Source organism: Patulibacter americanus DSM 16676, from assembly GCF_000420025.1.
Classification (GTDB): Bacteria; Actinomycetota; Thermoleophilia; order Solirubrobacterales; family Solirubrobacteraceae; genus Patulibacter; species Patulibacter americanus.
The window spans coordinates 46370-60360 of record NZ_ATUD01000006.1; the positions used below are offsets into that span (position 1 = coordinate 46370).

A 13991-nucleotide genomic window follows, 5' to 3' on the forward strand; every position below is an offset into this window, starting at 1 on the left:
GCGGCCGCGGCTGCCGGAACTCCGGATCGGCGGCGGGGGCCAGGCGCGCGCTCGGCCCGGACGGCGGCCGTTGTGGCCGCGGTGCTGACGGCCCTCCTCGGCGCCGCGCCCGCCGACGCGCGATCCATCCACGACCCGGACATCGGCTGGCCGACGGCGCTCCGCGAGGAGCTGGGCCTGCCGGTGCTGCGCAGCGCGCCGTGTCGCGCCCGAACGACCCGGGCCAAGATCCGCCTGCAGAACCGGGTGTCGCGCGCCGAGCCGCCGTTGCGCGGCATCCTCCGCTACGGCGAGGCCGACGTGTGGGGGTCCGCCTGGTACACGAACTGCGACGGCGGCCGGCTGCAGGTCGGGATCGCCAGCGGCGCGCCGGCACCCGCCACCCGCCGCATCGTGCGGACGCTGCGTCGGCGACTCGCGAAGCGCGGCCTGACGAACGACGTGCGGCTCGTCGCCGTCCGCTCGACCTACAAGCAGCTCGACGAGCAGGCCGAGCTCGTCGACACGGCGGTGGTCCCCGGTGCGCTCGAGGCCGGCCACATCTCGACGGGGATCCGCACGACCCGGAACGCCGTCTCCATCGACGTCTACAACACCATCCCGCCTGCCGACCTCGTCCGCCTGCGCGCGTTCGCCCGGGACGCTCCCGTCAACGTCGTCCTCGACGTCGAGCCGCCGGCCGACCCCGACGCACCCGTCGCCACCTACCCGGGAGCGATCGTGCTCGACCGCCGTGCGGTCCGCCGGGACCGGCGCGAGCTGCCGGTGGTCATCGACGACCAGAGCTGCTTCGGGGACGAGTCGTTCGACTCCGCTGCGCGCCTCGCCGCGGTGCGGGTCCGCCGGGGCCGCCACGCCTGGATTCTCACCGCCCGCTTCCGCGTGAACCCGGACTGGCCGCGGTTCTCGACGTGCGTCGGCTCCTCCGATCCACGCCTCCGCGTCCGGACGACGGTGCGGCTGCCGTCGCGGCTGGGGCACCGGGGGATCGTGGACGGCGGTGACGGCCGCGGCGGGTCCCGGCCCGTGCTCCTCGAGCCCCGCGGCGCGGTGGCGATCCGCTCCCTCGTCCCGCGGTTCGTCTACGCGGGCGACGCCTGTGACCGGCCCGCCGTCCGCCGCGCGTTCCGTGGCCGGCCGAAGAGCGGGTGGTGCTTCTTCTGAGCTGCCCGGCTGCCCGTGACGTGCGCCATCGGGTCGGCCCCCTATCTGAGACTGAGTCTCAGTCTTTGCTAGGGTCGCCGGCATGGGTTGGTGGCTACCGCGGCAGGCGTCGCACGGACGCTCGTGGTCGCGGCCGGTCGCGGCGCGGCCGGCCAGCCCGGCGGCGGCATGATCCGCCGGCTCGGGGGCATCCTCCTCGTGTCCGTGGTCGCCGCCGCGCTGCTCGCAGGGTGCGGCACCGGGGGCTCTGCCGGCGCCCGTGCCGGCGACGACCGGCTCCAGGTCGTCGCGACCACGGGCCTGCTGCGCGACCTGGTGCAGAACGTCGGCGGGGACCGCGTCGACGCGGTCAGCCTCGTGCCGGACGACGCCGATCCGCACGCGTTCGAGCCGACGCTGCGCGACGTGCGCGACGTCGTCTACGCCGACGTGGCGTTCAGCAACTACATGCTGCTCGAGCAGCAGAGCATCATCAAGACGCTCGACGCGAACCTGCGGCCCGGGGTGCCGAACGTGTCGCTGGCCGAGGACGCCGTGAAGTACGCGGCGGAGATCATCCCGCTGGTCGAGAGCGTCAACCTCGACACGATCTGGCTCGGGCTCCGTGCCCGCGGCGACGGGCGCCGGTACGGCGCGGACCGCTCCAGCGAGGTCCTGCTGTCGGCCACCGCGGCCTCGGGTCCGGGCGACGTCCACGGCTACCTGACGGGGACGTTCGGCGAACCCGACGTCTACTTCGACTCCTCGGACGGCTTCGACGCCGGGAACGGGTTCAAGGACGACACCGCACGGCTGCCCGCCGACGCGCACACGCACATGTCGTGGGTGTTCACCGCCCCCGGGATCTACCGCGTGCGGTTCGCCGCGAGCCTGCAGACGGAGCCGACCGCCCGGCCGATCCCGCTGGGGGAGCGGACGTTCACCTTCGCCGTCGGCGTCAAGCCTCCGGTCGCGGCAGGCGCCCGGACGACGGTCCTGAACCAGGGGCACGCCGACCTGACGGTAGACCTCGACCGCCGCGACATCCTCGCGCTGCACGACGGGGGTGGGGCAGGGCACCGGCAGGTCGAGCACGCCGCGGACGACCTGGTCATCGAAGTGCCGTCGAAGGCGATCGCGGAGGTGCCGGCCGGGCGGGAGTTCCGGTTCCTCGGGCGGCCGGGCGCGCAGATCTACCAGCTGCCGCAGGCCGTGCTCGGCAAGCACGTGCACGGCGAGATCGACCCGCACCTGTGGCAGGACGTGCGCAACGCGATCGCCTACACGAAGATCATCCGCGACACGCTCATGGAGCGTGACCCTGCGGGGGCGGCGGAGTACCGCCGCAACGCCGAGGCGTACCTGCAGCGTCTCGACGACCTCGACGCCCACGTCCGGCGCACGATCGCGGCGATCCCGCGCGACCGCCGGTACCTCGTGACGACGCACGACGCCTTCGCGTACCTCGCGCACGCCTACGGGGTCCAGATCGCCGGCTTCGTCACGCCGAACCCGGCCGTCGAGCCGTCGCTGGCCGAGCGGCGCAAGCTCACGCAGACGATCCGCAACCTCGCCGTCCCCGCCGTCTTCCTCGAGCCGAACCTCGCCGCACGCTCCTCCACGCTGACCGAGGTCGCCGAGGACGAGGGTGTCGAGGTGTGCCCGATCTACGGCGACACGTTCGACGACCGCGTCACCACGTACGTGGAGCTCATGACGTTCAACGCCGAGTCGCTGCGGCGGTGCCTGTCGTGACCGCGCGCCGTCGCTCCCCGACCGCCGGGTCGTCCCCCGAACCACGAAGGACTTCCATGCGTCCGACCGTTCTCCCGGTCCTCCTCGCCCTCCTCACCGCCGTGCTGCTGACGCTGGCCGGCGGATCCGCATCGGCATGGGCGCAGGCCCCGGGGGACGACGACCGGAACCTGGAGCAGCAGATCGCGAAGGGGCAGCGCGTGGCCCCGGGCCGCAGGACGCTCGACTCGGGGCACGTCGACGTGGGCCCGCGGTTCGTCGACGGGCGGTGGACGCTCATGGTCCACGACGACGGCGCGAAGGCCGCCGCGGGCGGGCGAAGCGTCTGGCGCCACCCGGACCGGACGGTGCTGCGCGTGACCGACGACGCGGTGCTGCAGGTGCCCGACGACCCGAAGTACGGCTTCCTCCCGGCGCCACCGGGGAGCGACGTCCACGTGGTTCCGCAGACCCAGAACCCGGACGTCGTGTGGCTGGGCTGGAACACCCAGGACCCCGACGTCATGGAGCGCATCGACCGTGGCGTGACCCTCACGCTCACCGACGTGCAGGGACCGGGTGACCTGGTCGTCTACCTGCAGTCGGGGGACTTCGCCGAGCCGAAGGTGCTGTGGAACTCGACGGGGGCACCGAAGCCGTTCTTCGTCGACGTCGACACCCACACCCACGCCAACTGGGTGTTCACGAAGCCCGGCGTCTACCTGGCCCAGGTCCGCGTCTCGGCCGACCTGATCGACGGCACGAAGGTGTCCGACACGCGGCAGCTGCGCTTCGCGGTGGGGTCGGGCACGAGCGTGGACGACGCGTACGCGGCGGAGTGGCGCGGGGCACCGGTCCGGGCCCAGGCTGACACGGGGGGCGGGTCGACCGGGACCGCCGGGACGGCTGCGGAGCCGGCCGACGACGGCGGGACGTCCGCTGTCGTGGTCGTGGGGATCGCCGTGGTGGCGGTGGCGGTGGCCGTCGGGCTGCTCCTGGTTCTGCTGCGGGGCCGCCGGGCGAAGCTGCGTGCCCGGTCCGGCCGGCTGCCGGCCGACGCCCCGGGCACGGACGGGCACCGATGAACACGGTGGTGGACGCCTCCGCGGTCCCGGGCGCACCGGTGCCCGACACCGCGTCGGCGGGTCCCGCCCTCGAGGTCTCTGGGGTCTCCGTCCGCCTCGGCGGGCGGTTCGCCCTGCGCGAGGCCGAGCTGCGCGTGGCCCGCGGCGAGCTCGTCGGGCTGATCGGGCCCAACGGGGCGGGCAAGACGACGCTCCTCCGCGCGGCCCTCGGGCTGCTGAAGCCGGCGAGCGGGCGGGTCCGCGTGGAGGGCCGCGACGTCCGTCCCGGCCGCGTGGCCATCGGGTACGTCCCTCAGCGCCACGAGTTCGCGTGGGACTTCCCGATCTCGGTCGAGAACGTCGTGATGACGGGACGGACCGGGCGGCTCGGGCTGTTCCGTCGCCCCGGGGTGGAGGACTGGCGGGCCGTGGACGACGCGCTCGAGCGCGTGCGCATGGCGGACCTGCGCACGCGGCCGGCCGGCGAGCTCTCCGGCGGCCAACGCCAACGCATGCTCGTGGCCCGGGCGCTGGCGCTGCAGCCCGCCGTACTCCTTCTCGACGAGCCGTTCACCGGCCTCGACATGCCCACGCAGGAGCTCCTGTCGGAGCTCTTCGTCTCGCTCGCCCGGGAGGGTCGCGCCGTGCTGATGACGACCCACGACCTGGCGGCAGCGCTCTACAGCTGCGACCGTTTGGTGCTCCTGAATCGCACGGTCGTGGCCGAGGGCACCCCGCGTGCCTTGTCGGAGGACGCGGGCGCGTGGATGGAGACGTTCGGCGTCGCCGCCGACAGTCCGCTGCTGCGGATCCTGAAGGCGGTGGCCTGATGTCTCCGGCCGAGTTCCTGACGGATCTCTTCAACCCCGATCTGGCGTTCCTGCCGAAGGCCCTCCTGATCGCGGTGATGTCGTCGATCGTCTGCGGCGTCGTCGGGTGCTACGTCGTCCTGCGTGGCATGGCGTTCATCGGCGACGCGGTCGCCCACGCCGTCTTCCCCGGGCTCGCCGTCGCGTTCGTGCTGAGCGGCAGCCTGGTCATCGGGGGCACCGTGGCGGGCGTCCTCACCGCCGTGCTCGTCGCCGTGTTCTCCCAGAACCGGCGCCTGAAGGAGGACTCGATCATCGGCGTCTTCTTCGTCGCGGCCTTCGCGCTGGGCATCGTGATCATCTCGCGCGCCCCCGGCTACGCCGGCTCGCTCCAGCAGTTCCTCTTCGGCTCCATCACGGGGATCCCCGACGAGGACCTGTTCATCGTCGCCGGCACCGGCCTGGTCGTGCTGGGCGTCGTCCTCGTGCTGCACAAGGAGCTCGTGACGATCTCGCTCGACCGCGAGACCGCCCGTGCGCTCGGCGTGCCCGTCTTCTGGCTCGACCTCGTGCTCTACGTGCTCGTGACCCTCGCGGTGGTCATCAGCGTGCAGACGATCGGCAACATCCTCGTGCTCGCCCTGCTCATCACGCCGGCCGCGACCGCCCGCCTGCTGACGGACCGGCTCGGGGTGATGATGGTGCTGGCCCCGCTGATCGGCGCGGTCTCGGCGCTCGTCGGCCTGTACGTCTCGTGGTCGTGGGACTTCCCGACGGGCGGGACGATCGTCCTGGTGCTGACGGCGGCGTTCCTCGCCGCGTGGTTCCTCGCGCCGCGGCAGGGGCTGCTCAGCAAGGCCCTGGCCACCCGCCGCGATGCCACCGGGACGCCGCCCGTCGCCGCCGCGGGTGGCCAGGGCGTCGACGGTCCGGTGTGACACCCGGTCGCGCGGGTGTCGCCCATGATGGCCGCCTGGGTCCGCTAAGCTGAGAATGAATCTCACTATTGTTTCATTGGGTCGCGTGCCCCGCCCCCGCTGTCCCCCGGGCACGGGCGTCGTACGACCCGGCGCCGCCACGTCCCTCCGCCTCCAGGTGACCCCATGACCGCTTCATCCTTCATCCCCCGCCGTCGCACGCCCGCGGCCATCGCCGCCGTCGGCGCCTCCGCCCTCGTCCTCTCCGCCGCGGGGCCGCTCGCGGCGACGCCCGCGTCCGCCGCGACGACGATCAGCTCCGGCCACGTCGACGCCGTGAGCGGCCGGATCGTCAAGGGGCGCCTGCGGATGTTCGTGAAGGACGGGTCCACGGGCTCCGGCCGCGTGCAGTGGCGCGATCCCTCCACGGTCGTCCTCCGCCTGAACGATCGCGCGAAGGTCAAGCTGCCCGGCGGCCTGTCCTTCGTCGGGCCCACGGGCTCGTCGGCGTGGCTGATCCCCCAGGTCCAGCGCTCGGGCGTCGTCTGGGCCGGGTGGAACACGGAGGAGCTGAGCACGAAGCAGCTCCGCGGGCCGCTGCGGTGGAGCCTGCGCAAGGTCACCGGGCCCGGCCGCGCCGTGATTTACCAGACCGGGTCGTTCGGCGATGCCTCCGTGCTCTTCAGCTCCGCCAAGCGCTTCCCGCAGTCCACGTCGGTTCCGCTCGGCGTGCACGTGCACGGCAACTGGGCCTTCACGAAGCGCGGGACGTACCGCATGAGCTTCGCGCTCCAGGGCACGTCCCGCGCCGGCCGCAGCCTGAAGGCGAACGGCACGCTGCGCGTCCGCGTCGGGTGATCCGCGGCTGATCCCGCACGCCCCTTCCCGAGCCCCGATGACCCCGAGGACCCCTTCCATGCCCCGTCCCGCCCCGTCCCGCACGCCCCGACGTGCCATCACGGTGCTCGCCGCCTCGGCGATCGCCGTGCTGACCCCGCTGTTCGGGACGGCGATCGCCGACGCCCGGCCGTACGTGCTGCACAAGGGGCACGTCGACGCCATCGCGCCCCTCGTCCAGGACGGGAGGTTCCAGCTCCAGGTCAACGACGACACGCTGCTCTACGGGCCCAAGGCGTACCGCGGCGTCGACGACGTGCTCTTCGCCGTCAGCGACGAGGCGAAGGCCATCTCTCCGGGAGGCGCCTACGCGCTCTTCGCGCCGGCCGGGGAGCCGCTGTGGCTCATCCCGCAGGGCCAGAACCCGGCAGCGGTGTGGGCGGGCTGGTCGACCGAGAACGACTCCCTCCGGAACGGGGCGTTCGCCGGCGGTGCGGCGGGGCTGTTCGACTTCGAGCTCGTCGACCACGACGGCCCCGGCGAGGTCTACGACTTCCAGACCGGCGGCTTCGGGCAGATCATGCCGGTCTGGACGAGCGACCGCGCCCTGCGGGCGGCCAATCCGGCGTGGAAGGACCGGTGGACCGTGCCCGCGGGCAGCCACGTCCACTCGAACTGGGTCTTCACGCGGCCGGGTGCGCACCACCTGACGTTCCGGGTCTCCGGCACGCGAAGCTCCGACGGGGCTCGCCTCTCGGCGACCGCCCGCTACCACTTCTTCGTCGGTGCGCTGCCGTCAGCGCCGCCGGCGACCGGGGGTGCCACGGACGGCGCCGGGGTGCCCGACCTCGAGGTCGACGGCCTCGACCAGGAGAACACCGCCGGCGCGACGGTCAGCCTCCGCGCCGCGCAGGACCCGGTGACGGACCGCTCCGACGTTCGGTGGTTCTCGCGGGCCGACGCCGAGGCCGAGTGGGCGCCCCTCGCCGGCGCCGCGGGAGCGACGACGACGGTCACGGCCACGGACGAGCTCGCGGGACGCCAGATCCAGGCGCGGCTGTACGACGCCCAGGACGTGCCGATCGCCCGGTCCGTGCCCCAGGCGCTGCGCGTGCAGGGCGCCGTCCCCGCGCCGGGTCCGACGCCGACCCCGGATGTCCCGGCCCCGACGCCCGACGCGCCGACGCCCGACCCGGTTCCGACCCCCGCACCCGCATCCGCACCAGCTCCCGCGCCGGTGCCGGCTCCGGCATCGGCCCCCGGGGCGGCCGTCGCCGGCGGTGCGTCGTCGGCCCCACCCATCAAGGGTGTGCGGATCGCCGCGTCGGCGGGGCTGCGCACGGTGGCGCGGTCCGGGGTGACGGTGCGGCTGGCCGCGCCCGTCCCCGGCTCGCGCGTCAGCGCCGAGCTGACGGCGACGGGCGCCGCCGCGCGCCGGCTCGGCCTCGCCGCGCCGGACGGACGCCGCACGGTCGCCCGGGCCAAGGTCCTGCGCACCGGTGCGGGCGACGAGGTCCGCCTCGTCGTCCGGCCGTCCGCGGCGGTCCGCGCACGCCTCGCACGCAGCCGGGCCACGGCGGTCTCCCTCCGTCTCTCGGTCGTCGTGACGTCCCCGCAGGGGCAGCGCAGCCGCGTCACGCGCACGCTCGTGGTCCGGGGCGCGGCACGATGACCCGCACCACGGTGCGGCATCGCCGCGGGGTCGTGCTGCTGACGCTCGTCGGCAGTCTCCTGGGTGCGGGTCCGGCGAGCGCCGCGGACCCGGTCACGTTGTCCGCGGGGCACGTCGACTACGGGGTCCGGGTCGTCGGCGGGGCCCTCCGCAGCCAGGTCAAGGACGGCACGGGGCCGACGGTCGTATGGCGCGAGCCCGGCGACGTGCGGTTCCGCCTGACCGCCGCCGCGCGGACGACCGTGCCGAGCTCGTCCTCCTTCGGGTTCCTCGGCACGGCGGGCGCCACGACGTGGCTCGTCCCGCAGAGCCAGAAGGCCGACGTCGTGTGGCTGGGGTGGAACACGGAGGAGCTGACCCCGGCGAGCGGTGCCACCGGAACGGTGACCTGAAGCCTCGACGAGGTCGCCGGGCCCGGGCGGGTCGGCGTGTTCACGACCGACGCGTTCGGCTCGCCGAGCATCATCTTCGACAGCGGCGACGGGCTGCCCGACCGGCACACCGTGCCGCTCGGCGTGCACGCGCACGGCAACTGGGGCTTCTCGGCCCCGGGCACCTACACCCTGCGCTTCACGCACCGCGCGACGGTCGGCGGCGCCGTCCAGGAGGACACCCGGACCACGACCGTCGTCGTCGACGACGTGACGCCGGGCGGCGGCAACCCCGGCGGCGGTGCGGGCAGCGGCCCGGCACCCGCGCCGGGCGGCGGATCCGGCGGGGGAGCCGGGAACGCCCCGGGCGCGGGACCGGCCCCGGGCGGGGGCGGCGGCACCCCCGGCGCCGGCGGCGCCGCTCCGGCCTCGTCGTCGGTCGCTGTCCGCTCCCGCACGGCGCGCATGACTTCGGGCCGCCGGGTGGCGCTGCGCGTGCGTTGCGTCGCGGCGAAGGGCACGTGCCGCGGCACCGTGACGCTCACGTCCGCCTCCCGCATCACGGTGGCCGGGAAGCGCCGCACCGTGCGCATCGGCCGGGCGTCCGTCGCCGTCCCGGCGGGGAAGACGCGGACGGTTCGCGTGCGGGTCGCCAGGCGGCTCGCGGGCGAGCTGCGCGGTCGCCGATCGCCGTCGCTGAAGGTCCGCGCCGCGGTCCGGGCGACCGTCGACGGTCGGCCGCGGACCAGGACGTCGCGGGTCGCCCTGCGGGTGCGGTGAACGTGGCCGGGACCCCTGCTGGGTCCGTCGTCGCGGCACCCGGTGCCGCCCGATCGACATCGCCGCTCCGTGCCGTGGCCGCCGGGTTCGCCCTGGTGCTCGGGGTGCTGACGGCCCTGCTCGGGGCCTCGGGTGCCGTCGCGGCCCCCGCCGTCGAGGTGACGGTCGGAGGGCGCCCGACGACGCTCACGGCCGACCGGATCGCCGCCGAGGCGGACGTCGCGGGCGACAACTGGGGTGGTCCGGGAGGAGGCGTCCCCGGAGGCGACGCGCTGTCGTTGCGCAAGGTGGTCGAGCTCGCCGGCGGCGATCCCGCACGGGTGCGGGGGCTCGTCCTCACCGGCACGGACGGCCGCGCCGTGGAGCTGGACGGGGGTGCGCTCGAGGAGCCGCCCCCGTTCGGCACCGGGCCGGCGATCCCGCCGCTCTTCTGGGCCGACGGCGACGGCGTGCACTTCGCGCGCTCCGCCGCCGACGGCACGCTGGAGGACCGCATCGACGTCGCCGGCGACGGGCGGTTGACCCTCGCGGTCGACGGCGGAGCGACCGTGGCGGTGACGGCCACGGCGGACCGCCGCAGCGCGCGGACGCGTCAGACGGTGCGCTTCGTGGCCGAGGCACCCGACGCCGGCGAGGGCGCGACGTTCCGGTGGCGGTTCGGCGACGGCACGACCGGGGAGGGCCGCGAGGTCCGACATCGATTCGACAAGACGGGGAGCTATGACGTGACGGTGACGGTGACGGACGGGGACCGGGAGGGCACCGCTGAGCCGGTGTCCGTGCGGGTCGGCCGCGGGAAGGCGAAACGGGCCGCGGACCCGGCGCGGTCCCCCGGCACGAAGCGGACGTCCACCGCGCCCAGGTCGGGCGTCGACCGTGCGCCCTCGTCGGCCGGCGGCGACGCCTCGAACCCGTCCTCGACCGGCCCGTCGGCACCGCCGTCCCGCCGCTCGCCCGGTCCTCGGGCGTCCGAGCGCAAGGCCGCGGCCGCCGACCGCCCCGCGCCGGCGGCGAAGCGGCCGTCCCCGCCGACGCTGCGCGGCGAGCTGCTCGACACGTCGGAGCCCGCGGCCACGGCCGCCGCCGCCCGCACCACCGCGCGTCCCGCGTCGGGCGAGGACGATGCGCTCGATCCCACCGTCATGAGCGCCGGCGGCGCCGTCGTCGTGCTGCTCTCGGGAGCCGGCGTCGAGGCCTGGCGCAGCCGTCGCCGGAGGATCCGATGAGTCCGCTCCTGCTGGCCGACATCGAGTCGGACGTGATCTTCCGCGTCGCCGACGCGCTCCGCGTGCCGGTCCTCGTGCTGACGCTGCTCGCGCTGCTGTGGCTCCTCTGGGAGTGCGGCGCGTTCGCCGTCGAGCTCGTCCGCCGCCGGCGCCGCGACTTCCGGCGACTCGACGCCGCCGCCGCGGGGGTCCGCGAGTCGCTCGTCGCCGGGCGCGACCGCGGCGTCGTGGCCTCGGAGGTCCAGGCGGTCGCGTGGAGCGGCGAGATGGGCCGCACCCTGGACTTCATGGTCCGGGAGGTCGGGACGCCGGGCGACGAACAGCGGCTCTCGAAGGCGCTGGCCGACTTCGACTTCGGCTCGCTCCGGCGGCTCGAACGCACGCGCCTGCTCGTCCGGGCCGGCCCCGCGCTGGGGCTGATGGGCACGCTCATCCCGCTCTCGCCCGCCCTCGCCGGCCTGGCCCGCGGCGACGTGCAGACGCTGACGGAGAACCTCCGCGTCGCCTTCAGCGTCACGGTCCTCGGCCTGCTGATCGGCGCCGTCGCGTTCGGGATCTCCCTCGTCCGCGACCGGCTCTACGGGCAGGACCTCTCCGACCTGGAGTACCTCGCGGCCGCCGTGACCCGCAAGGCGGACGGCGCGTGAGCATCGAGGTGCGGCGCAGCGCGAACAGCCGCGCGGACCGTGGGGGCGACCCGCTCGACGGCCTGGTGAACCTGTTCGACCTCGGCATCGTGCTGGCCGTCGCGTTCATGCTCGCGGCGCTGTCGTCGCTGAAGATCGCGGAGGACGGCTCGCGCGTGCAGCCGAAGGGCGCGGCGCGGGACGAGCGGACCGTCGTCGTCCGCCCCGACCAGGAGGTCGCGCCGGCGAAGACGGCCGGGGGCCGGGCGGTCGGGCGCGGCAAGGCCGTCGGCCGGGTCTACGAGCTCGCGGACGGCCGGACGATCGTGGTCCGCGACCGCTGAGGGCGCGGGACGGGGCCCGAGACGTGGCGCCCCGAGCCGACGCACGAGGCGCCGCCCCGGGAGCGCGGTGCCGCGGACCGACGCGGGAAGCGCCGGCCCGCGAGCGCGGTGCCACGGACCGACGCGCGAGGCGCCGGCCCGGGGCGGGATCACCCGCGGACGGTCGTCCGGCGGGTGCTGCGCACGACGGTGCCGTCCGCGGAGCGGACGGTCGCGGCCAGCGTGATCCGCAGCGCGCCGCGGACCTTGCCGAGGGCCCGGCGGTGCTTCGTCGCGAGCTTGATGCGCACGACGGCGCTGCCGGCCTTCGTCTTCGTCGTGGAGGCCGTGCCGAGCGTCACCGTGCGGGCGCCCTTGGGCACCCGCAGGCCGGCGCGGCGGGCGGCGGAGGCCGGGATCGTGGCCTTCACCGTCACGCGGCCGGCGCCGTTCAACCGCACCGTGGAGCGCAGCACGCCCTGACGACGCAGCGTGGCGAGGGAGCGGACGGCCGACGGCGTCACGGCGACGCTCGAGGCCGGCGCGACCACCGGAGCCGGGGCCGCGGCGGGAGCCGGGGTCGGCGCGGGCGCCGGGGCGGGCGTCGGGCCGGGCTCGGGGACCGCCGGGTCGACCGGGGCGGCGGCGTGGTCGCGGACCCGCAGCGTCACGGGCTCCGACTCGGCGACGACCTCGTGGTCGTGGCCGTAGAGCTTGGCCTGCACGAGGCAGCCCTCGTGACGCAGGTCGGCGGTCGCGGTCCACGTGTCGGTCGCGTTGCTCGGCTCGATGGTCCAGTCGCCGCCGGCGCAGCGGACGAACCAGTGCCAGTGATCCAGGCCCGTGGCCGGGTTCTGCTGCGCCTTGAGCGCGATCGGGTCACCCGGGTGGTAGTGGTCGCGCAGGCCGCCGACGGTCAGGGCCGTCTGGACGGGGGCGTGGTCCTCGACGTGGATCGTCACGGGCTCCGACGCGACGGAGAAGTGGCGGGCGAGCACCTGGCAACCGTCGAGGGCCGGGGTCGCGGCGACCGTCAGCGGCAGACCGGCCTTCGCGTCGGCGACGGGGCTCCAGGCGGTGTCGGTGCCGCAACGCTGGTACCAGCGGTACTGGGCGTTGAGCGTCGCGGGGGCCGGCGTGATGGTGGCGGCCAGGTCGAGGGGGTCGCCCGAGTGGTAGTGGGCCTTCGCGCCGGTGACGGCGACCGTCGGCATCGCCGGACCCGTTCCGTGGTCGTCGATGTCGATCGTCGCCGGGGCGGACTCGGCGACGACGGCGTGCGCCTCGCCGAACAGCCGGACGACGACCTTGCAGCCGTGCAGCGCCGGCGCGGCGGTGAGCTGCATCGTCTTCGACGCGCCGGGGACGACGGTCCAGTCCGTCGCCGTGCCGCACCGGTGGTACCAGTGGTAGTGGCTGTTGCCCGTGTCGGGCGTCTGGGTGACGGCGAGCGAGACGGTGCCGCCCGAGTGGTAGTGGCCGCTGAGGCCGGTGATCGCCAGCGCGGGCGCCGGGTCGGCGGCCTGCGCGGCGGCGGAGCTGGCGCCGACGCCGGCCGCCAGGACGGCGGCGACGGCGACGGCGGTGCGGGCGAGCCGTGAGGGCCGGGTCGCAGGGGGAAGGGGGGAAGTCATCGGACGTCCTAGGTCGAGAGACGAGGCGTGGCGCCGAACGGTTCGGCGCCACGGGCGATGACAATACTGAGAATCAATCCTATGTAGGACGCGTGTCGACCCGGCGGTGCGCGGCGGCAGGCGTGGCCGCCGCGCACCGCGACGCGCTCAGGCCTTCGGGCCCTGCAGCTGCGCGATCAGCGCCTCGGCGCCCGCGGCCGACGAGCCCGGGTTCTGGCCCGTGATGAGCAGCCCGTCCTGCACGACGTACGACGCCCAGTCGTCACCCTTGCTGTAGACGCCGCCCCGCTCCTTGAGCATGTCCTCGACGAGGAACGGCACGACGTCCGTGAGGCCGACGCCGTCCTCCTCGGTGTTCGTGAAGCCGGTGACCTTCTTGCCCTGGACCAGCGGCGTGCCGTCCTCGTTCTGCACGTCGCGCAGGACGCCCGGCGCGTGGCAGACGAGGGCGACGGGCTTGCCCGCGCGGATCGTGGTCTCGATGATCCGCGCCGAGTCGGCGCTGTCGGCCAGGTCCCACAGCGGGCCGTGGCCGCCGGGGTAGAAGACGGCGTCGAAGTCGGCCGGGTCGACCGCGTCGAGGCGGTGCGTGCTGTCGAGCAGCGCGTTCGCCTCGGTGTCGGCCTCGAAGCGGCGCGTGTCGTCGGTCTGGGCGTCGGGCTCGTTGCTCTTGGGGTCCAGCGGCGGGCGGCCGCCGGCGGGCGACGCCAGCACGAGCTCGGCACCCGCGTCCTTGAGCGCGTAGTACGGGGCGGCGAGCTCCTCGAGCCAGAAGCCGGTCTTCTTGCCCGTGTCGCCGAGCTGGTCGTGGGAGGTGAGGACGATGAGGATCTTCATGGCGGTTCCTTGATTAGA

The 13991-nt window shown here is 75.0% G+C and carries 12 protein-coding genes and 1 pseudogene; 11 read left to right on the forward strand and 2 right to left on the reverse strand.

What is annotated here, in order from left to right; all coding sequences use genetic code 11:
• Nucleotides 1–72: 72 nt before the first annotated feature.
• The 11 genes and pseudogenes from F593_RS0111260 (at nucleotide 73) to F593_RS0111305 (ending at nucleotide 11523) form a co-directional block, all read left to right on the forward strand.
• Nucleotides 73–1164, forward strand: a complete 1092-nt coding sequence (locus F593_RS0111260; RefSeq protein ID WP_022928855.1) for a hypothetical protein — start codon at nucleotides 73–75, stop codon at nucleotides 1162–1164.
• 168 nt (nucleotides 1165–1332) lie between these two features.
• The gene (locus F593_RS0111265; protein WP_028721621.1) at nucleotides 1333–2898 is read left to right on the forward strand and encodes an anchored repeat ABC transporter, substrate-binding protein; all 1566 of its coding nucleotides are present in this window, start codon (nucleotides 1333–1335) and stop codon (nucleotides 2896–2898) included.
• 56 nt (nucleotides 2899–2954) lie between these two features.
• Complete coding sequence (locus tag F593_RS24470) at nucleotides 2955–3962, forward strand: choice-of-anchor M domain-containing protein (protein WP_022928857.1); 1008 nt, start codon at nucleotides 2955–2957, stop codon at nucleotides 3960–3962.
• Nucleotides 3959–4771, forward strand: a complete 813-nt coding sequence (locus F593_RS0111275) for an anchored repeat-type ABC transporter ATP-binding subunit (protein WP_084629914.1) — start codon at nucleotides 3959–3961, stop codon at nucleotides 4769–4771. Before F593_RS24470 ends, F593_RS0111275 begins: the two co-directional genes overlap by 4 nt.
• Nucleotides 4771–5688 carry an anchored repeat-type ABC transporter permease subunit gene (locus F593_RS0111280; protein ID WP_022928859.1) on the forward strand — a complete coding sequence of 306 codons (918 nt, stop codon included), beginning with the start codon at nucleotides 4771–4773 and terminating at the stop codon, nucleotides 5686–5688. The genes F593_RS0111275 and F593_RS0111280 overlap by 1 nt, the downstream gene beginning before the upstream one ends.
• Nucleotides 5689–5853: 165 nt before the next feature.
• A complete protein-coding gene (locus tag F593_RS24475) occupies nucleotides 5854–6525 on the forward strand; it encodes a choice-of-anchor M domain-containing protein (RefSeq protein WP_022928860.1) in 672 nt (223 codons plus the stop codon).
• A gap of 58 nt (nucleotides 6526–6583) precedes the next feature.
• The gene (locus F593_RS24480) at nucleotides 6584–8176 is read left to right on the forward strand and encodes a choice-of-anchor M domain-containing protein (protein WP_022928861.1); all 1593 of its coding nucleotides are present in this window, start codon (nucleotides 6584–6586) and stop codon (nucleotides 8174–8176) included.
• Nucleotides 8173–9327, forward strand: a pseudogene (locus F593_RS30835) (choice-of-anchor M domain-containing protein). The gene F593_RS24480 and the pseudogene F593_RS30835 overlap by 4 nt, the downstream one beginning before the upstream one ends.
• 74 nt (nucleotides 9328–9401) lie before the next feature.
• On the forward strand, nucleotides 9402–10553 hold the full coding sequence (locus tag F593_RS0111295; protein WP_022928862.1) for a PKD domain-containing protein: 1152 nt from the start codon (nucleotides 9402–9404) through the stop codon (nucleotides 10551–10553).
• Entirely contained in the window at nucleotides 10550–11200 is a 651-nt protein-coding gene (locus F593_RS24490; RefSeq protein ID WP_022928863.1) for a MotA/TolQ/ExbB proton channel family protein, read from the forward strand. Before F593_RS0111295 ends, F593_RS24490 begins: the two co-directional genes overlap by 4 nt.
• A complete protein-coding gene (locus tag F593_RS0111305) occupies nucleotides 11197–11523 on the forward strand; it encodes a DUF2149 domain-containing protein (protein ID WP_022928864.1) in 327 nt (108 codons plus the stop codon). The genes F593_RS24490 and F593_RS0111305 overlap by 4 nt, the downstream gene beginning before the upstream one ends.
• Before the next feature lie 149 nt (nucleotides 11524–11672).
• On the opposite strand, the gene F593_RS0111310 is transcribed toward F593_RS0111305, so the two are convergent.
• Together F593_RS0111310 and F593_RS0111315 are read right to left on the reverse strand one after the other, a co-directional pair.
• Nucleotides 11673–13136 carry a hypothetical protein gene (locus F593_RS0111310; protein WP_022928865.1) on the reverse strand — a complete coding sequence of 488 codons (1464 nt, stop codon included), beginning with the start codon at nucleotides 13134–13136 and terminating at the stop codon, nucleotides 11673–11675.
• Between the two features lie 147 nt (nucleotides 13137–13283).
• Entirely contained in the window at nucleotides 13284–13973 is a 690-nt protein-coding gene (locus tag F593_RS0111315; protein ID WP_022928866.1) for a type 1 glutamine amidotransferase domain-containing protein, read from the reverse strand.
• Between the last annotated feature and the right edge of the window lie 18 nt (nucleotides 13974–13991).